This is a genomic window from Nonlabens sp. Ci31, from assembly GCF_012974865.1.
Taxonomy (GTDB): domain Bacteria; phylum Bacteroidota; class Bacteroidia; order Flavobacteriales; family Flavobacteriaceae; genus Nonlabens.
Genome location: NZ_CP043633.1, coordinates 1,092,466 through 1,111,011, shown reverse-complemented (window position 1 = coordinate 1,111,011; position 18,546 = coordinate 1,092,466). Strand labels below are relative to the sequence as shown.

The 18,546-nt window shown below is 35.3% G+C and carries 17 protein-coding genes and 1 tRNA gene; 10 read left to right on the top strand and 8 right to left on the bottom strand.

Going from position 1 to position 18,546, the window contains the following annotated elements; translation table 11 throughout:
- Nucleotides 1-10: 10 nt before the first annotated feature.
- The 4 genes from F0365_RS05000 to F0365_RS04985 form a co-directional block, all read right to left on the bottom strand.
- A complete protein-coding gene (locus F0365_RS05000; RefSeq protein ID WP_169932688.1) occupies nucleotides 11-451 on the bottom strand; it encodes a GNAT family N-acetyltransferase in 441 nt (146 codons plus the stop codon).
- A gap of 2 nt (nucleotides 452-453) precedes the next feature.
- Entirely contained in the window at nucleotides 454-714 is a 261-nt protein-coding gene (locus F0365_RS04995; RefSeq protein WP_169932687.1) for a hypothetical protein, read from the bottom strand.
- A 136-nt stretch (nucleotides 715-850) separates the two neighbouring features.
- Nucleotides 851-1,126 carry an acetyltransferase gene (locus F0365_RS04990; protein ID WP_169932686.1) on the bottom strand — a complete coding sequence of 92 codons (276 nt, stop codon included), beginning with the start codon at nucleotides 1,124-1,126 and terminating at the stop codon, nucleotides 851-853.
- An 87-nt stretch (nucleotides 1,127-1,213) separates the two neighbouring features.
- Nucleotides 1,214-1,645, bottom strand: coding sequence for an RpiB/LacA/LacB family sugar-phosphate isomerase (locus tag F0365_RS04985; protein ID WP_169932685.1), 432 nt, complete (start codon nucleotides 1,643-1,645; stop codon nucleotides 1,214-1,216).
- A 1,136-nt stretch (nucleotides 1,646-2,781) separates the two neighbouring features.
- On the opposite strand from F0365_RS04985, the gene rnr reads away from it, so the two are divergent.
- The 4 genes from rnr to F0365_RS04965 all read left to right on the top strand — a co-directional run bounded on the left by rnr (nucleotide 2,782) and on the right by F0365_RS04965 (nucleotide 6,997).
- A complete protein-coding gene (gene rnr, locus F0365_RS04980; RefSeq protein ID WP_169932684.1) occupies nucleotides 2,782-4,983 on the top strand; it encodes a ribonuclease R in 2,202 nt (733 codons plus the stop codon).
- A 79-nt stretch (nucleotides 4,984-5,062) separates the two neighbouring features.
- Nucleotides 5,063-5,230, top strand: a complete 168-nt coding sequence (locus F0365_RS04975; RefSeq protein ID WP_169932683.1) for a hypothetical protein — start codon at nucleotides 5,063-5,065, stop codon at nucleotides 5,228-5,230.
- Between the two features lie 182 nt (nucleotides 5,231-5,412).
- Nucleotides 5,413-6,096 carry a head GIN domain-containing protein gene (locus tag F0365_RS04970; RefSeq protein ID WP_169932682.1) on the top strand — a complete coding sequence of 228 codons (684 nt, stop codon included), beginning with the start codon at nucleotides 5,413-5,415 and terminating at the stop codon, nucleotides 6,094-6,096.
- A 124-nt stretch (nucleotides 6,097-6,220) separates the two neighbouring features.
- On the top strand, nucleotides 6,221-6,997 hold the full coding sequence (locus tag F0365_RS04965) for a LysE family translocator (RefSeq protein WP_169932681.1): 777 nt from the start codon (nucleotides 6,221-6,223) through the stop codon (nucleotides 6,995-6,997).
- A gap of 38 nt (nucleotides 6,998-7,035) precedes the next feature.
- Here F0365_RS04965 and F0365_RS04960 read toward each other — a convergent pair.
- Together F0365_RS04960 and folB are read right to left on the bottom strand one after the other, a co-directional pair.
- Nucleotides 7,036-7,106: transfer RNA gene (locus tag F0365_RS04960), tRNA-Cys, on the bottom strand.
- Between the two features lie 138 nt (nucleotides 7,107-7,244).
- Nucleotides 7,245-7,604, bottom strand: coding sequence for a dihydroneopterin aldolase (folB, locus tag F0365_RS04955; protein ID WP_169932680.1), 360 nt, complete (start codon nucleotides 7,602-7,604; stop codon nucleotides 7,245-7,247).
- A gap of 72 nt (nucleotides 7,605-7,676) precedes the next feature.
- Here folB and F0365_RS04950 point away from each other — a divergent pair, with 72 nt between their 5' ends.
- From F0365_RS04950 to F0365_RS04940, 3 genes are all read left to right on the top strand, one after another.
- On the top strand, nucleotides 7,677-9,356 hold the full coding sequence (locus F0365_RS04950) for a glutamine--tRNA ligase/YqeY domain fusion protein (protein WP_169932679.1): 1,680 nt from the start codon (nucleotides 7,677-7,679) through the stop codon (nucleotides 9,354-9,356).
- A 294-nt stretch (nucleotides 9,357-9,650) separates the two neighbouring features.
- Complete coding sequence (locus tag F0365_RS04945; RefSeq protein WP_169932678.1) at nucleotides 9,651-10,034, top strand: YtxH domain-containing protein; 384 nt, start codon at nucleotides 9,651-9,653, stop codon at nucleotides 10,032-10,034.
- 10 nt (nucleotides 10,035-10,044) lie between these two features.
- On the top strand, nucleotides 10,045-10,413 hold the full coding sequence (locus tag F0365_RS04940) for a phage holin family protein (protein ID WP_169932677.1): 369 nt from the start codon (nucleotides 10,045-10,047) through the stop codon (nucleotides 10,411-10,413).
- Nucleotides 10,414-10,721: 308 nt separating this feature from the next.
- Here the strand turns inward: F0365_RS04940 and F0365_RS04935 are convergent, their stop codons facing one another.
- Nucleotides 10,722-11,723 carry an SPFH domain-containing protein gene (locus tag F0365_RS04935; protein ID WP_169932676.1) on the bottom strand — a complete coding sequence of 334 codons (1,002 nt, stop codon included), beginning with the start codon at nucleotides 11,721-11,723 and terminating at the stop codon, nucleotides 10,722-10,724.
- A 148-nt stretch (nucleotides 11,724-11,871) separates the two neighbouring features.
- Here F0365_RS04935 and F0365_RS04930 point away from each other — a divergent pair, with 148 nt between their 5' ends.
- Nucleotides 11,872-12,621, top strand: coding sequence for a hypothetical protein (locus tag F0365_RS04930; RefSeq protein WP_169932675.1), 750 nt, complete (start codon nucleotides 11,872-11,874; stop codon nucleotides 12,619-12,621).
- 72 nt (nucleotides 12,622-12,693) lie between these two features.
- On the opposite strand, the gene gltX is transcribed toward F0365_RS04930, so the two are convergent.
- A complete protein-coding gene (gene gltX, locus F0365_RS04925; RefSeq protein ID WP_169932674.1) occupies nucleotides 12,694-14,211 on the bottom strand; it encodes a glutamate--tRNA ligase in 1,518 nt (505 codons plus the stop codon).
- 443 nt (nucleotides 14,212-14,654) lie between these two features.
- Between gltX and F0365_RS04920 the strand changes: the two genes are divergently transcribed.
- Both F0365_RS04920 and ybeY read left to right on the top strand, forming a co-directional pair.
- The gene (locus F0365_RS04920; protein WP_169932673.1) at nucleotides 14,655-18,134 is read left to right on the top strand and encodes a hypothetical protein; all 3,480 of its coding nucleotides are present in this window, start codon (nucleotides 14,655-14,657) and stop codon (nucleotides 18,132-18,134) included.
- Nucleotides 18,127-18,546: an rRNA maturation RNase YbeY gene (ybeY, locus tag F0365_RS04915; RefSeq protein WP_169932672.1), complete on the top strand. Its 420-nt coding sequence runs from the start codon at nucleotides 18,127-18,129 to the stop codon at nucleotides 18,544-18,546. The genes F0365_RS04920 and ybeY overlap by 8 nt, the downstream gene beginning before the upstream one ends.

Sequence of the window (18,546 nt, the reverse complement as noted above, 5' to 3'; positions counted from 1 at the left end):
CGCTTTAACTTTAAAACTCCATAATCATTGCCTGATGTGGTATCCCATCTTCGAGATATTTTTCTCCAGTAAGGATAAATCCTAAATCCGTATAAAATTTATTCAAATAACACTGTGCAGAGATCTTTACAATTGGATAGTTTTCCGCTTTCGCGAAAGCGAGACTCGCCTTCATAATTTCCTGACCATAAAATTTACCTCGATGCTGAGGACTTACTACAACCCTACCTATACTGAATTGTTCAAAGTAATCACCAGGTTTAAAGATCCTGGTATAAGCAACAAGTTGGTCCTTTTCATATCCTAAAATATGAATGGCCTTTTGATCTTTTCCATCCAAATCTTGATAGACACAATCTTGTTCTACTACAAAAACTTCTGAGCGCAATTGAAGTGCCGCATATAATTCTTGTGTGGGGAGTTCTAAGAAAGATTTTACAGTTGTTTTCATAATTAAAACCTTTTGGGAACATTTTTAGGCTGTGGTGGCTTTACTCCGATTCTTATATCAGTAATGATCTTTTCCAGCATGTTACCGAATTCTTCATCACCTTTAGCCATAAGATCTTGTCTTATAATATCTAGATCGTCTAAAGTTTCTTCTTTCTCTTGGTCTTCATACAGTTCTAACTCACGCCATATTTCCATAAGTTTTTTCTCTGGATGTACCGCAGTTCTCAGTTGATGAATAATTATAGAAGCTTCTTTTTTCATGTTCACTTTCCGCCTATGCAGAAATCACTTTTGTTTAGGCAGGAATCTCATAGAGTCACACACCTTTTTTAAATTAATTATCAATTTCCGTATAAGTAGAAATCTTTATATCCTATTTTGTAAGACGAAAATACTACTAATTCTTACCTCGATAAGCCAAAGAAATTCTATTGTGCTCTAGTAACAACTGCTCATCTATCAGATAGTTTTTTAGTAAGTGGATCACATAATCCAACTGTTCTTCGGTTATATTTCTATAGGCTGGAGCCGGTACCACATCCTTCCATTTGGCAAACAACGTATTATCCAGAGCAATGCGCCAGTAACAGTGATTATCAAAATTGAGATGCATGTATTTATTAGGTAATTGATTACCTAAATCAAAATATTGTTGACGTTTATTAAGATTCATATGTGTGATACTGAAGTTAACATTAAAATTAATCGCAATGTAAAAGCGGAATTATTAAGGATAACAAGTCACCTATAGAACACTATATTAAGAACAAGCGATCTTATTCACACGGTTTGCATGACGACCAGCAGCAAAATCAGTGTCTAAAAATGTTTCTACCATAGCTACTGCTTGTGGAATAGAAGTAAAACGGGCTGGAATACATAGTATGTTTGCGTTATTATGTTCCCGTGCCAATCCAGCTATTTCTTTTATCCAACAAACTGCACCACGTACATTTTGATACTTATTAACGGTCATAGAAACACCTTGTGCACTACCACATATAACTATTCCTAATTCGGTAGTTGAACTATCGACATCGCGAGCTACTTGATGCGCAAAATCTGGATAATCAACACTAGCAAAAGTATCAGTGCCATGATTTGTAACTTGGTGACCGCGATCTTTTAGCATTTTTAAAATTGCTTCTTTGTAATCTGGTCCTGCGTGATCATTTCCAATAGAGATTTTCATGTGTAGTGTGTTTGCACAAAAGTAAATTTTAATAGATAGAACTACCTAATAAATTAAGGTCTCTTTCATAAACACTTACAGGTTAGTTTTTAAATTGTTCATAAGCCTAGCTCATCAAAAGAACATACTTATTAACAACAGATATTAACAATATAATATACTGAATTTAAGGTTTTTAAAGTTTTATATATGCAATAAATGATTGTTTTAAAAAATTGATTTTATCTAAAATACTTCGTAATTGAGGTTGTTAACAATGCCTTTTTATATTAATTCACAAGTCATAGATAACCTGTTAATAGAAAAGTAAAGATTGTGTTAGGAATATTAAAAGGAATAGTCCATACCCATTTTAATCTGGGAAAACCTAAATATAACTAGGCTTTTTTTAAGAGAGTTTTAAGCCTAAAATCGATGGAAGTAAACAAGAATTAGGGTGCTTACTTCTTTACAATTTGATGTGGATAAGGCTTGTCAACAAATGTGTATAACCATCATTTTATAATGGTATTATATTACTTAACAGTATATTAACTTTAACATAACATGTGTATAAGTACCTATAAGTTGATGATTTTTGAGATTCCTAATTTTATAAGAAAAAGTTATACCGCTATTCACACTACATCATCATCATCAATTTGATTTAAATTTTAAAAAAGAAATAATGATATTGTTTATATGTGTTGATAACAGTAAAAACAGATTGTTGTATTCCCTTTCTAAAAAGTCCAATTAAAAGTCGACTTGATATATATGGTAACGCTCCAAAATAGTTTTATAAACGGAGATAACTTTTAGAGGATAAGAAGAAATTATACGACAGCTTGTACCTGAGTAAGATAATGTAGAGCGTTATCATCAATAGTACTTGTATCAGTTTTTAATGCTCTAGATGTAAGTATATACAATACTATAATACCTGCAAGAAGGATTCCTGCAAATATAAATGTAGATAATAAAGGTTTTTTGACACGCATAGGGAAACGATGATCAGCAAATAGAATGAAATAATCTTACAAATTTAAAGTATTTTCTTAAATTAATGTTAATCTAAGTTAACTAAGATGTTATTTTATTGCTTTTCACAAGTATTTAGCACTCAGCAATACTAAAAGATTAACTTTGTACGATATATGAATAAAGATAAAAAAAGAAACTCAAAGACGAAGTTTCCGAATTTGAGTCAGTCGGTTCTAAATGCTATTAAGCAAGATCCAAATCAGAGTTACAATTACAAGCAAATTTGTGCCCAACTAGATATTACCGATTCTAGCGGTCGTAATCAGGTCATAAAAAAATTACACCAGCTTAAATCCAAGGGTAAAATTGAAGAAATAGATCGTGGCAAGTTTAAGATCATTAAAGCCATAGATTATTATATAGGTAGAATAGATGTAAGTACTCGCGGTACGGGTTATGTGATCACTGAAGAACTGGATGAAGATATCATGATTCCTAAACGTTCTTTAGGTCAAGCACTCAATGGCGATGAAGTGGAAGTATATGTATACAATAGAAAGCGAGGTTCTCAACCAGAAGGCGAGATTACCAGAGTGATCAAACGTAAAAAGACAGAATTCGTAGGTGAAATTCAGGTACATGAAAAGTTTGCTTTTGTAAAAGTTACCGATCCTAAAATTCAAACTGATTTTTTTATTCCAGGTCGCGAGATCAATGGAGCAAAAGATGGTCAAGTCGTTCTTGTAGAATTTGTAGAATGGAATGATAAACAAGATTCCCCTAATGGTCGAGTAAAAGATATCTTAGGAGAACCTGGTGAACACGATACAGAGATTCACGCTATTTTAGCACAGTACGGTCTTCCTTATGAATTTCCAGTTGAAGTAGAAGACTACACAGAAGAGTTAGATAAAACTATTTCTCAGAAAGAAATAGAACAGCGTCGCGACATGCGAGACACGCTTACTTATACTATTGATCCTGCAGATGCTAAAGATTTTGATGATGCCTTATCATTTAAAGTTCTAGAAAATGGAAATTACGAGATAGGAATTCATATCGCTGACGTTTCTCATTTTGTAAAAGAAGGAACAATACTGGATGATGAAGCTTATGAACGCGCTACCTCTGTTTATCTTGTTGATAGAGTAGTACCTATGCTTCCAGAAGTACTTTCTAACGGAGTTTGCTCGTTAAATCCGCATGAGGATAAATTGTGTTTCTCTGCTGTTTTTGAAATGGATAATAATTGTAAGATTTATAACGAGTGGTTTGGTCGTACTTTAATTCATTCAGACCAGCGCTTTGCTTATGAAGAAGCTCAACATATCATAGAAACTGGTAAAGGAGAAATACCTGCTGATATATCGCTTTCGCAAAAGCAAACTTCTATACATCCTGCCATCGTAGAAGCGACTTTAAAGTTAGATGAACTGGCTAAGAAAATGCGTGTGGAACGAATGGATTCCGGAGCTTTAAGTTTTGATAAATCAGAAGTGAAGTTCAATTTAAATGAAAAAGCAGAACCTGTAGGAGTTTATTTTAAAACTTCTAAAGATGCTAATAAACTAATTGAAGAATTTATGTTACTGGCCAATAGAAAAGTAGCCGGATTTATAGGTAAACAACAACCTAAAAAGACTTTTATCTATCGTATTCATGATGAACCTAATGATGAAAAATTAGGAGCACTTAAGAACATTGTAGTAAAATTTGGTCATTCTTTGGATTTACGTGATCGTAAAACGGTTACTCAGTCACTTAATAAATTATTAAATGATGTAAAAGGGAGTAAAGAACAAAACATGGTTGATACCTTAGCGATACGTACCATGTCCAAAGCGGTATATTCTACTAGTAATATAGGTCACTACGGCCTTGCATTTGATTATTACTCGCATTTTACCAGTCCTATACGTCGTTATCCAGATGTAATGGTACATAGATTATTGCAACACTATTTAGATGGTGGTAAAACAGCAAGTGAAGAACTTTTTGAAGAAAAATGTGAGCATTCTTCAGAAATGGAAATATTAGCTTCAAAAGCAGAACGTGATTCTATCAAGTACATGCAAGTGAAGTATATGAAAGATCATTCTGATGAGGATTTCTTAGGTGTTATTACTGGAGTTACCGACTGGGGTATTTATGTAGAGATCATGGCTAATAAGTGCGAAGGAATGATACGACTAGGCGATCTAGATGATGATAGTTATGAATATGTAGAAGAAGAATTTGCTGTTGTGGGTCGTAAGACTAAAAATACCTATACGCTAGGAGATGAGGTTTATGTAAAAGTAAAAAATGCAGATCTTGTCAAGAAACACTTAGATTTTTGGATGATCGGAAGTAAGGAACAAGTGGAAAAAAATTAGAGCTTTTTATTCTTAATAGTTGTTATAAATCAATTGTTGGGTGGAAATTTTACATAAAGGTCACTCCAAGCTGTAATTTATGAAAACTAAAATTTGTGCTACTTGTCAAAATGAAGATACGGTTATGTATCGAGTACAAATAGGTACTAATAACGAATGGATTTTTTGCTGTAAGTCTTGTACAGAAAAACATCAATCCTCAGCAGGTTATAAATACGGTGGTACTTGGAAGGGCAAAAGACATTAGATGTGGTGTAAATTATAATATAGGTAGGAGAATTGGATATCATAAAATAAAGATCATTAAGAGCATTTTTTTTTTGGTTAGTTATTAAAAGCGGTATTTAGAAATAAGTACCGCTTTTTTATTAGTGTATTAAATGAACTGTAACAAATTAAAAAATAAGGAGTCTTTAAAAAAATATTATCATGATCAAACAATTAGTACTTACCACAGCAATTCTTTTCTCTTTACTATCTGTAGCACAAAATCCTATTGAAACAGTAGTTTCTGATTTTGATACCATTAAAGCCTATGATCTCGTTACTGTAAATTTGGTCAAATCTCCAGAAAATAAAATTATTATATCTGGAAGAGATGCACAAGATGTAGAATACGTTCAAAAAAATGGTATTTTAAAAATACGTATGCGAGCTGAAAGAATATTTGATGGTACAGAAACCTTTGTTTACATATATTATAAAGAACTTGCAGTTATAGATGCAAATGAAGGCTCATTAATCCTGTCTAATGAGTTGTTAGAACAAGATCGATTAGAGATAAGGGTTCAAGAAGGTGCGACCGTTAAAGCTGGCTTAAAAGTTAAAAACCTTGATGTAAGAGCAGTAACCGGAGGTATTGTACAGTTATCAGGTCAAGTAGAAGATCAAATAATAGTTGTAAACACTGGCGGAATTGTAGAAAATGCGCGATTAACAACAGATTATACCAAAGTAAATGTACAAGCTGGTGGCGAGGTAGCGGTCTATGCAACTCAAAGAGTCGACATCAGTGTAAGAGCCGGTGGCGATGTGATGGTTTATGGAAACCCATTAAAGGTGAGGAAAAAAACCTTATTTGGTGGTAGAATAGAGATAGTGGATAAGGATTAAGGTGGAGTTCATGGAAGAGTTTATCTCGAGCAGGTGGAGCATTTAAATAGGAAAATAACAAATTGTTTTCTGTATTTGAAAACCTTTAGTGTTTTCCTACCTTTGAGCATCAACTCAATTTTGAATGCTCGACGATATTCTTACAGCCTTACCTATAGGTTTGGTAATGGCTTTTCTTATAGGACCTGTATTTTTTGCATTACTAGAAACTAGCGCTATCAAAGGTTTTAGGGCGGCAATTGCATTAGACGCAGGAGTTATTATCGCTGACATTGTTTTCTTGCTCGCAGCCTATTTCATGACCTCTAGTATTCTTGAAAAGCTTAAAGACGATCCCGGACTTTTTATATTTGGAGGAAGTATTCTATGTATTTATGGAATTGTATCTTTTGTAAAAACAAAAAAACACTTTCTCAAAGAGGTACACACCAATGTTTTTACTGTTCAAAAGAACAATTACTTCACTTTATTTATAAAAGGTTTCTTGCTTAATTTTATCAATATAGGAGTATTGGGATTTTGGTTGGGCCTTATTGTTGTATTTAGTCCGCAATTGGATAATGATAGCGAGCGTATTACGGTATTTTTCTCGTCTGTATTGGCAACCTATTTTGTTATAGATATTGGTAAGATCATACTAGCAAAAAGTTTGAATAAACACCTAACTTTATTGCGTATATATTGGTTAAAACGCTTCATCGCAGTCATCATGTTTATCTGTGGAGCAGTTTTGATTTTTAAGGGAACTTTTCCAAGTGCTACAGAAAAAATCGAAAATCAATTTCACTTGTTGCCAGAAGAAGTAGCGCCTGTGGATCCAGAACTAAAAGGTATTGAAGAATTTAAAGAAAGGGTAACGCCAGTAATTGACTCTAAGAATCAACAACAGACTCCTTTATAATTTAAAAATCCCCTATCAATGAAGATAGAGGATTTAAGAGGTACCAAGCGGATTCGAACCGCTGTACTAGGTTTTGCAGACCCATGCCTAGCCGCTCGGCCATGGTACCATAATAAGATGGCAAAAATAACAATAATTTCCTCTATTCCTATGTTGAATGGAGTAAAATGTTTTACCAAGTAACTATTCTTATGATTTCATGATTCTTGGTATACAGCAATCTTAATTTTTATATTCAAGAGCAGCATTATTTTTTATCTTGACTCATTATAACAACAACACTCTGTACATCACCACCTATAGGTGGATTGATCTTAGCTACTTTTACTTCTGCTTGTAGGACTAAGGACTCTTCTTTAAAAACACGATTTAGTATACGTTGCGCTACATGCTCTAAAAGTTTAGAGCGTACCGCCATTTCTTCTACTATAATAGCATTAAGAGATACATAATCCACCGTATCTAAGAGTTCATCTGTAACTGCGCTTTTAGAGAGATTTGCAGTTACTTGTAAATCTACTCGGTATTCACTACCTATCAATTCCTCTTCGTGAAGACAGCCATGATTGGTAAACACTCTTACGTTATTTAATTGAATTTTATGCATCGAACAAAGATAGTTAGTACAATGTTAGCAGTAAAATAAATAGTAAATTTGTAATGGTAAAAAAGCATACAAATGAGTGAAGATAAAAAGCCGAACAATTTCATAGAAGACATCATTGAAGACGATTTGAACAATGGTCTTTCTAAAGATAACTTACGTTTCCGTTTCCCGCCAGAGCCTAATGGTTTTTTGCACATCGGTCACGCTAGCGCTATATGTCTCAATTTTGGGCTAGGAGAGAAGTTCGATCAACCGGTGAATTTACGTTTTGATGATACAAACCCTGCAAAGGAAGAAGCTAAGTATGTAGATGCGATTAAGAAGGACGTGGAATGGTTAGGTTATCAATGGGACGAGTTGCGTTTTGCATCAGACTATTTTCAAGAACTATACGACTGGGCTGTACAAATGATTAAGGATGGTAAAGCTTATGTTGATTCTCAGTCGAGTGAAGAAATCGCAGATCAAAAAGGAACTCCTACACAACCGGGAGTAGTTGGGCCTTACCGCAACAGAAGTGTAGAAGAAAATTTAGCACTTTTCGAAGGAATGAAAAACGGTGAGTACGGAGAGTCAGAACATGTCTTACGTGCCAAAATTAATATGCAATCTACTAATATGTTGATGCGTGACCCAATCATGTATCGAGTAGTAAATCGCTCACATCATAGAACAGGGGATACTTGGAAAATATACCCTATGTACGATTGGACACATGGAGAAAGTGATTATTTAGAACAAATATCACATTCTTTTTGTACCCTGGAATTTCTACCACACAGAGAGTTGTATGATTGGTTTTTAGATCAGATTATTGATTCTAAAAAAGTACGTCCTAAACAACGAGAATTTGCCCGTAGAAATGTTTCTCATACAGTTACTAGTAAGCGTAAGCTTCAGAAACTCGTAGAGCAAGGAATAGTAACGGGTTGGGATGATCCACGTATGACTACAATTTCAGGATTACGACGTCGTGGCTACACGGCAAATGCGATTAAAAACTTTGCAGCATCCATAGGTATAGGGAAACGGGACAACTTGGTAGATATGAATCACCTGGAATTTCATTTACGCGACGATCTCAATAAAGCAGCAGATCGTGTCATGTGCGTCCTTGACCCTATTAAACTGATAATTACCAATTATCCAGAAGGAAAAGTGGAACTACTGCAGGCAGAGAACAGTCAGGAAGATGCGTCTAGAGGTTTTAGAGAAGTGCCTTTTTCAAGAGAGATTTACATGGAACGCGAAGATTATAAAGAGGAGGCAAATAAAAAATTTTTCCGCCTTAAAAATGGAAAAGAAGTACGCCTTAAAAACGCTTATATTATAAAAGCGGAGGGCTGTATCAAAGATGCTGAGGGTAATATTACAGAGATTCATGCTTCTTACGATCCAGATTCACTTAGTGGAAGTGGTACAGAAGCTAGTATGCGCAAAGTCAAAGGAACTTTGCATTGGGTAAGTGTTGCTCATTCATTACCAGTAGAAGTAAGACTTTATGATCGCTTATTTACGGTTCCATCCCCAGATACAGACAAGGAAAAAGATTTTATGGAATTTGTGAATCAAGATTCATTAGAGGTGATTACAGCAATGGCAGAGCCAGCTATGAAAAACCTGAGGGTAGGAGATACGGTACAGTTTCAACGTATGGGATACTTTTGTGTAGACCCAGATACTACCGAAGATAAAATGGTATTCAATCGCACAGTTACTTTACGTGATACTTGGGATAAGTTGGATGGCTAGAAGTAGCTGCTGTCTTCTCGCTCTACGGGAAAAAGCGCATGACACCTTGGGTATGATAAGAAACTGTATATATACAACTGTCGTAAAAATATGGTTATATGATTTTAAAAAAGCTCACCTAGAGTGAGCTTTTTTGATAATATATTATCAAAAATGTATAGTTTTAACTAAATTTGAGGTTAATAGTAACCAATTAGGGTTGATTTAAAACTAATTCGTTTAAGCTTAACTTGTTATTAACTAAGAAAAATTCGGTTTAGAATTATCTTTGAATCTAATAATAAAACAAATACTATGTCTAAATCAGTAAATACATTAATAGCATTAGCAGCAGGAGCAGCAATAGGAGCAGCAGCAGGTTTGTTATATGCGCCAGAGAGTGGAGAGAAAACCAGAAAGAAAATTAAAAAACAAGCTAAAAAGGCGCAGAGAGATATTGATGAACAAGCACGAAAAACCTATGCACAGGTTTCTGAAAAAGCTTCACATTTTACTTCTTCAATAAACTCTACAGCTACAGAATTAAAAGGCAGTGTAGAGGATCGTATTGAAACAGCGTTATCAAGTGCTAGTTTCAAAGCAGACGATGCTATCGTAGCATTAGAAAGTAAGCTAGAACAATTACGCGAACAAAATGCAAAATTGCAAAAGCCAACCTCAACAAAGGCAAAACTATAAATATTAGGATTTGGGAACCAACTTAACAGACAACTTTAGAGAATTTACGACAGCTATTGAGGATTATATAGATTCCTCGATAAGCTATCATAAATTAGACGTATTTAAAAAAGTCATGAAAGGAGTGGTGGCTGGAAGTTATCAAATCATTTTGGGTTTTTTCCTTTTAATAGCTCTACTTTTTTTAAGCATAGCACTTTCTATTTATTTAGGTGTGTTATTAGATAGTATTGCCTTGGGCTATCTTATCGTAGGTGGTTTTTACATTTTAATAATGATCTTATGTTCCTTTTTCTTAAAGAAAATTCTAGAAAAAGTTTTAGTAAGAAAAGCTAGCATCCTATTTTTTAATGATAGCGAGGATCAAGAAGATCAATAGAATACACTATTATGAGGGTTTACAATAATTTTGATGAAATAAATAAGGATCTAAGATATCTTAAATTGCAGCAACAAGTGCAGCAAGAGATCATAAAGCTTCAAGTAAATGAAGTGAAAGAAAGCTTATCCGTTGTTTCTTTACTAACAAATATTATAAGTTCTATAGCAAAAAAAGCAGTAGTTCTTAAAGTGGTTAATAAGCTCCTAAAATTAAAAAAGTAGTTACATAAAAAAATATAAATCATAAAAAACGCGATCTCTAAGGATCGCGTTTTTGTTTTTATAAATGAATTATTTCTAGAGTGCTTATTCTTGGCTTCTATCTTCATTATAATTAGAATCATCCCTTTTAGAATGTGCTTCCTTTTTTACTTTTGCCTCTTTTTTAGCATTTGTTTTTTTCATTTGTTCCCCTATTTGAGCACTAGCCGTAAAGCTTGCAATCATGTTATTCAACATATCGCTACCAGCTTGTGGTGAGTTAGGGAGTAAGATCAAGTTAGATTGTGTCGCTTCACCTATAGATTGTAGCGTATCATAATGTTGTGTAACAACAATTAGTGCGCTTGCTTCTTGAGAGTTGATCCCTACATTATTGAGTACATCTACACTTTCTTCGAGCCCACGAGCGATTTCACGTCTTTGATCAGCAATACCTTGTCCCTGCAGACGCTTTGATTCTGCTTCTGCTCGTGCTTTTGCAACTATTTTTATACGATCTGCTTCTGCTTCGTATTCAGCAGCTGTTTTCTCTCGTTCTGCGGCATTAATTCTATTCATTGCTGCCTTAACTTGTATATCTGGATCAATGTCTGTTACAAGAGTTTTAATGATGTCGTACCCATAATCCATCATGGCTTCGTTTAATTCGCGCTTTACAGCGATTGCAATATCATCTTTCTTTTCAAATACGTAATCCAGTTTCATTTTAGGAACTTCGGCACGTACTACATCAAATACATAAGCGGTAATCTGATCGTGTGGATTTTGAAGTCTATAAAATGCATCGTAAACTTTCTCTCTTCTTACTTGAAACTGCACGGAAATTTTAAGACGTACAAAGACATCATCTTTAGTTTTGGTCTCCACAATAACGTCTAGTTGCTGGATTTTTAAATTGATTCTTCCAGCAATTTTATCAATAAGGGGTATTTTAAGTTGAAGACCAGATTGTCGCATAGTAGTAAACTTGCCGAAACGTTCAACTACTGCAGCAGTCTGCTGTTTTACGGTGAAAAATGTACCCAATAACAGGAAAAATCCTATTACTAGTAATACAGGTATTAGAAATACTCCAAATCCTCCCATGGTGTTTGTTTAAAAAGGTTAATGACAATTATTAATTATAAATGTAAACAAGTTTGGCCTTATTAAGGCAGTAAGATCATATTTTAAAATTGATTGTACCCGCTTACTTTAGATTAGTAGTATGTTTGTGCAGTTTGTTACACCTATTATGAAAAATACAGTCCTCCTATTAGTAATTCTTGCATCAGTTTTTACGAGCAGTGCGCAAGAATTGCTAGATGCTCCCTTTACAAATGCCGCAATAACAGATGTAGGGAATGCTATTTTTGAAACTTCCATGCACCAAAATAGTTCCTCTGTTAACTATGTTGCTATGAGTCGTAAATATTCTTATAATAATCGCTTAGGCTTAGGTGGAGACGCTACTTTTTTCAATATTATTAGCGATGACGTGGATGTTGCACAGGGAACTGGTTGGTCAGCAAATTTTGAAACTAGGGGTGACTTTAGAGATGATTTTGATTTGATCTATTCTCTAGGTATTTTCAATCACAATTTCTCAGTAAATGAAAACTTTACCAATAACAAAATTGATATGAGTATGATAGGAGTAGAGATTAAGTTTTTACTCGCTTGGAAAATCGCGCAAAGTGATTATTTTTCTATTGAAGCTGGGCCCGCACTGCAGCTTAACGGAGAGCTTAAAATAGGCAATGAAGATCGTTATGAAGAATCTTTTATAGGAGGATTAAACCCAATTGCATTAAAAGAATTTCAAAACACGATGCCGGTTAATCTAAATGGTGTAATTGGTTTTTCTGCAGGCGCACGTAATTTTAGAGCAACAGTTCATTATCACTATTCACTGGTAGACTCCTTAACAGGTACTAATCTTATCGGAGACGATATAGATGGAAATTTCAGTTTTTTAAGTGTAGGTGCAAGGTTCTATTTCTAGCAATATAGAGGTCTTAAATAAGCCTGCTAAAACTCAATTTCAGCAGGCTTTTTATTGTTGTGAAAAGAAGGTTTAACCTAATTTCTCCATCGCCGTTTCCATACGACTTATAGTTTCTTCTTTACCTATCATAGAGGCAATTTCAAATACATCTGGTCCCATAAGGCTTCCTACTAGTGCAAGTCTCAATGGCATCATTACTTTCCCAAATCCCATTTCCTGAGAAGTAATCCAGCCTTTAATGGCAGTACTCAATCCAGCAGCGGTATCTTCTTCGGTGTCCTTTATCACTTGGATGATGTCAGACATGATTTTATTAGTATCTTCTTTCCAAGATTTTTTAGCATTTTTCTCATCATAGGTATCTGGTGCTGTAAAAAAGAAACCAGCCAATTCAAATAAATCTTCTGTAAATACAGCGCGTTCCTTTACCATTCCAGCTACCATGCTTACATAATCTTCAGAACCGTAGGGGATGTTTTTGTTTTGTAACGCTTTCGCGAAAGCGGCACCAACAACAGCATCATCTTGATGCACATACCATTGTTGTTGAAACCATTTTGCCTTTTCAGGATCATACTTTGCCCCAGAGCTATTTACTTTACCTAAGCTAAAAGCTTGAACCAATTCTTCCAAACTAAAAATCTCTTGATCTGATCCCGGATTCCAGCCTAAAAATGCAAGAATGTTGACCATCGTTTCTGGCAGAAAACCATCTTCTCTAAAACCAGTAGAAATCTCACCAGACTTAGGATCTTTCCATTCTAATGGAAATACAGAAAATCCCATCTTGTCTCCATCGCGCTTGCTCAGCTTTCCTTTACCAGTAGGTTTTAAAATCAGTGGTAAATGTGCAAATTTAGGTCGATCCCAACCAAAGCTTTCATATAACAATATATGTAAAGCCATACTAGGTAACCATTCTTCGCCGCGAATTACGTGAGAAATTTTCATAGTATGATCATCTACAACATTGGCGAGGTGATAAGTAGGCATACCATCACTTTTAAAAAGCACCTTATCATCTAGTAAAGCAGTATCGATTTCTATTCCTTTACGGATTTCGTCGTACATGTTTAAAGTCTTCAAAGTTGGTTTAAAACGTACGGTGTACTCATCGCCGCGATCTAATCGCTCTTTTACTTCTTCTGGACTTAACGTCAAAGAGTTAGTAAAGTTTGATCTATTGTTATGATTGTAAATAAAAGTTTCCTTATTTGCCTCACAAATAGTTCTTGCTTCTGCTAATTCTTCAGCAGTGTCAAAGGCATAATAAGCATCATCTTTCTGGATTAATTCCTCTGCATAAGCACGGTACATATTATTGCGGTCGCTCTGGCGGTAAGGACCGTAGTTGCCTTCTTTTCCTGGGCCCTCATCGTAAGGAATCTTACACCAGTTTAATGTTTCTATTATATATTCTTCTGCGCCTTCTACATACCTGTTTTGATCGGTATCTTCTATACGTAGGATAAAAGTCCCATTGTGCTTTTTGGCAAATAAATAGTTGAAAAGTGCTGTTCTCACACCACCTATATGAAGCGGTCCTGTGGGACTAGGAGCAAATCTTACACGTACATCTGTACTCATTTCTTAGAATTTTTAAGGTGCTGTAAAGATATGGATTAGTTAGTAGTATGGAGGAATAGTTAACAAGCTAGTAGGTTTTTCCGGTTCAAGGATCGATGTTATCTTATGGGATATTCTCTGTTTCCGTATCCATTAGGAAAGGGTCGCGGAGGCGATGTCCAGGAATTTCCCCCTGTTGCTAAAGGCAGTGTTTTTTAAATTATGTGATATAAAAGCTCTTTATATCCACATTTCTTGGGGACGAGACATTTAAAATAGCAATCATCCATTCCAATTATAGGTACGATTATAATTATAAAGGACTACTTAAACGTCTGCGGTGAGCAGATTTATTTTAAATAGTATTTTAAGGCTTTTCATCCAATTTCAAGGTCTTTGTTGTTCCGATCATAAACGTCACTCTAATCCGTTATATTTACGATAAGTACGCGACTATATAGATAATGACAAACTTTGAGATTATAGAGCAAAAGCTCCAACGTTTTATCAGTAAATACTACCGCAACGCTTTAATACGCGGTGTGATTTTATTTGTCGCGCTAGGCCTGTTATATTTTTTATTAACGGTTGTTATAGAATATTACTTATGGCTCAATCCTTTGGGGAGAACATTCTTGTTTGGGTTATTTATTACGACGGAATTATTTCTTTTGGTGCGTTTTGTAGGAATTCCGTTAGCGCGACTATTGAAGTTGTCTAGAGGAATTAATTTTAGAGATGCAAGCTCGATTATAGGAACACACTTCCCTGAAGTTTCAGATAAATTGATCAATGTGTTACAGCTTCATAAAAACGGAGGCGATGATGAGTTGACTTGGGCAAGTATCAATCAAAAGAGTGAGGCTCTTAAACCCATTCCTTTCAGCCTTGCTATTGATTATAGAAAGAATAAAAAGTTTTTACCTTATCTCGCAATCCCTGTTGCGATCATCGCGGGTTTGTTTTTTACAGGAAATAATGAATTATTAACAGATAGTGCTAAGCGTGTAGCTGATTTTAATAATGAGTATGTACCCCCAGCCCCTTTTAGCTTTTCAATTCTCAATAAAAATTTAAGCACTCTGCAACGTAGGGATTTTAAGCTGTATGTTGAGGTGAGCGGTCGTAAAATTCCGGAGAATGCAAGTATTAATTATAAGGATCAAACTTATTTTTTAACCCAAGAGGCCCCAGGAAAATTCAGTTTTATATTTTCAAAACCTCTAGAGGCGATCAATTTTCAATTGTCAGCAAACGATGTGACTAGTAGCAAATTTCTGCTAAATGTAGAAGATGTGCCTGTTATTAATGGTTTGGAACTTTTTTTGGACTATCCATCGCACACTGGTAAACGAGATGAGAAATTGGTGAGTACCGGTAATGCAATCGTGCCACAAGGAACCCAAATTACATGGACACTGAATACATCAAAAACAACTCAAGTAGATTTTATTACATCAGAGAATAGGAATAAGTTTAAGGAGATGGATGGCAGTTTCGCTTTCGCTAAAGCGGTATTGCAACCTCTTAAATACGCTGTAGCAACTTCTAACGATTATATCAAAGAATACGAATCCCTCAATTTTAAAATTGATGTGGTAAAAGACGAATATCCAGAATTAGATATAAAAATGAAAAAGGATTCTATAGATTCCGATCTGATGTATTTTAAAGGTCAAGTGGCAGATGATTATGGAATACGTAAAATAAAACTTGTTTATTATCCATTTGATGATGTTTCAAAGACTAAAAGTTATGATGTGGGTTCTAATCGGGGCACCTATGATCAGTTTTTACTCACGTTTCCAGGTATTGTTCCTTTAGAAGCGGGTACAAGCTATCAGTTTTACTTTGAAGTTACTGATAATGATGCAGTTAACAATTATAAGTCGACAAAATCTGAAGTTTTTTCTTACCGCAAGCTGTCTACAGACGAATTTGAGGAGAAGCAGCTTACTAAACAAAAGGAATCCTTCGCCAATTTAGAAGAAGCTGTTAAAGAGCAACAAAAGCAACAAGTTAAACTGGATGAAATTTCAAAAGATCAATTACAAAAAAAGGATCGTAGTTTTAATGACAAGCGTAAGTTAGATCAGGCTTTAAAGAACCAACAGATGCAGGAACAAAAAATGCGTCAGGAACTAGAGAAGATGAAAGATAACTTTCAAAAATCGAATACTCAAAAGGACCCAATAAAGGAATTGTTGGAAGACCGAATGGAGAAAAGTTCTGAGGAACTAAAGAAGAATGAAGAGCTTCTTAAGGAGCTTCGAAAGTATCAGGACAAACTTTCTCCTGAGGAATTGAAAGAGAAGATGGATAAGTCTAAGAATAAATCCAAGCAGCAAAAGAGAAATTTAGAACAACTTGTAGAGCTCACTAAAAGGTATTACGTAAAACAGAAGTTTGAGCAGTTGGGTAGAGAACTAGAAAAGTTAGCGCAAAAGCAGAAGGAGCAATCAGAGAAGGAGGCCGCAGATAATAAAAAAGATGATCAGGATCAACTCAATAAAGAGTATAAAGCTTGGGAAAAGGAATTGAAAGAATTGGAAGATGAGAATGAGGGTCTTAAGAAACCTATGGAGATGGAATTTGAGCCTGTCGAATCACAAGAAATTAAAGACGAGCAAGAGGAATCTAGTGATGATTTAGAGAAGTCTCAAACATCAGAAGCTAAAAAGAAGCAGAAGAGCGCCGCGCAAAAAATGCAAAAACAAGCGGCAAGTATGGCGTCTCAAATGTCTTCGATGTCTCAAGAAGGGGAAAAAGAAGATGCGGAAAGTTTGCGTCAAATATTAGATAATCTGATAGTGTTCTCGTTAGAAGAAGAGGCCCTCATGGAATCCATGAAGCAAATGAATAGACTTAGTCCTAATTTAGGTAAAAAGCTGAAAGCACAAAAAGATTTAGAGCGAGCGTTTGAACATGTAGACGACAGTTTGTTTGCATTGGCAACACGCAATCCTAAAATAGGTCAGGATATTAACAAAGAGGTAACTGAGATTTATTATTATTTAGAAAAATCATTGGAACAAATCGCTGAGTTTGAAATGCGCGAAGGACAAGGTTCTCAGCAATTTGTTTTTAAAGGAGCAAATACACTTGCAGAGATGCTCAGCAATTCTCTAGATGCTATGAATGATAGCATGCCGATGCCGGGAATGGGGGAATCCAAAGATGGAGGTCCAGGTTTTCAGTTGCCCAATATTATCAAGAAGCAAGAGAGTCTTTCCAAATCTGGTGAGGGGGACAAACCTGGTTCGGATGGTAAAGATGGGGAGAAAGGATCATCTGGTGAAAGTGGGTCGTCGGGGGACTCAGGTAATAATGGCAAGAGTGGTGAAGGTGCTGAAAGCGGGGAGTCAGGTCAGTCTGGTGAAAGTGGCCAGGGAGGAGCGCTTGGAGAAGGCGGCGACGTTGGTGAAGGTGAAGGTAGCGGAGGAAAGAATGGAAAGTCTGGTGAGAATGGTTCAGGTACCGGTAATGGCAATGCCGGTGAGGATGGCGAGAATCAAAGTTATAGAGAAAGCGAACAAGAATCCAAGCGTATCTATGAAATCTATAAGCAACAACAAGAGTTGCGTAATGAGCTAGAAGATATGATACGTCGGGAAGGTTTAGAAGAAAAAGTAGGAAATATTACAGATAAGATGAAGGCGGTCGAGCTTAAATTATTAGACCAAGGCTTTAATAGAGAAGTACAACAAAGAATGATGGATATACAGCAGGATTTATTAAAACTAAGAGATGCTGGATTAGAACAGGGTGAGGAGAATAGACGGGAGGCTCGTACGAATTTACGAGACTTTAATAACAACACAAATGCTCCAATTCCAGATGCCTCTAAGTACTTCAATAACAAGGAGATTTTAAATAGACAAGCATTACCTTTGCAGCCCCAATATCGCAATAAGGTAAAGGATTATTTTAAGGCTAATGATTGAATTAAATTATCAGAATGATTTTGAACATTTGGACGAGTTGATTCATACCAAATGGCTGGAGCAAATAGCGGTGACCGAATCAAAAACTATAGGAGAAATTTCCTATGTTTTTTGTTCTGATGAGTTTTTGTTAAGTATCAATCAGGATTATTTAAATCATGATACCTTTACGGACATCATCACTTTTGATTATTGCGAAGAGGGATTAATTAATGGTGAAATATACATCAGTACCGATAGGGTTAAGGAGAATGCCAGTAGTTTTGGTGTGAGCCTAACAAACGAATTACTCAGAGTAATGGCACATGGTCTCTTACACCTTTGTGGTTATGGAGACAAGTCGGAGGCTGAAGCGCAATTGATGCGTGATAAGGAAAATGAAAAAATCGGTATGTTTCACGTGAAACAATAA

Bases quoted from the DNA above. Each gene is read 5' to 3' on its own strand.
- F0365_RS04985 (WP_169932685.1), bottom strand. From the start codon at position 1,645: ATGAAAATCTCTATTGGAAATGATCACGCAGGACCAGATTACAAAGAA.
- F0365_RS05000 (WP_169932688.1), bottom strand. From the start codon at position 451: ATGAAAACAACTGTAAAATCTTTCTTAGAACTCCCCACACAAGAATTA.
- F0365_RS04975 (WP_169932683.1), top strand. From the start codon at position 5,063: ATGAAAACTAAAATTTGTGCTACTTGTCAAAATGAAGATACGGTTATG.
- F0365_RS04920 (WP_169932673.1), top strand. From the start codon at position 14,655: ATGACAAACTTTGAGATTATAGAGCAAAAGCTCCAACGTTTTATCAGT.
- F0365_RS04995 (WP_169932687.1), bottom strand. From the start codon at position 714: ATGAAAAAAGAAGCTTCTATAATTATTCATCAACTGAGAACTGCGGTA.
- rnr (WP_169932684.1), top strand. From the start codon at position 2,782: ATGAATAAAGATAAAAAAAGAAACTCAAAGACGAAGTTTCCGAATTTG.
- F0365_RS04990 (WP_169932686.1), bottom strand. From the start codon at position 1,126: ATGAATCTTAATAAACGTCAACAATATTTTGATTTAGGTAATCAATTA.
- F0365_RS04965 (WP_169932681.1), top strand. From the start codon at position 6,221: ATGCTCGACGATATTCTTACAGCCTTACCTATAGGTTTGGTAATGGCT.
- F0365_RS04970 (WP_169932682.1), top strand. From the start codon at position 5,413: ATGATCAAACAATTAGTACTTACCACAGCAATTCTTTTCTCTTTACTA.
- gltX (WP_169932674.1), bottom strand. From the start codon at position 14,211: ATGAGTACAGATGTACGTGTAAGATTTGCTCCTAGTCCCACAGGACCG.
- F0365_RS04950 (WP_169932679.1), top strand. From the start codon at position 7,677: ATGAGTGAAGATAAAAAGCCGAACAATTTCATAGAAGACATCATTGAA.
- F0365_RS04945 (WP_169932678.1), top strand. From the start codon at position 9,651: ATGTCTAAATCAGTAAATACATTAATAGCATTAGCAGCAGGAGCAGCA.
- ybeY (WP_169932672.1), top strand. From the start codon at position 18,127: ATGATTGAATTAAATTATCAGAATGATTTTGAACATTTGGACGAGTTG.
- folB (WP_169932680.1), bottom strand. From the start codon at position 7,604: ATGCATAAAATTCAATTAAATAACGTAAGAGTGTTTACCAATCATGGC.
- F0365_RS04930 (WP_169932675.1), top strand. From the start codon at position 11,872: ATGAAAAATACAGTCCTCCTATTAGTAATTCTTGCATCAGTTTTTACG.
- F0365_RS04935 (WP_169932676.1), bottom strand. From the start codon at position 11,723: ATGGGAGGATTTGGAGTATTTCTAATACCTGTATTACTAGTAATAGGA.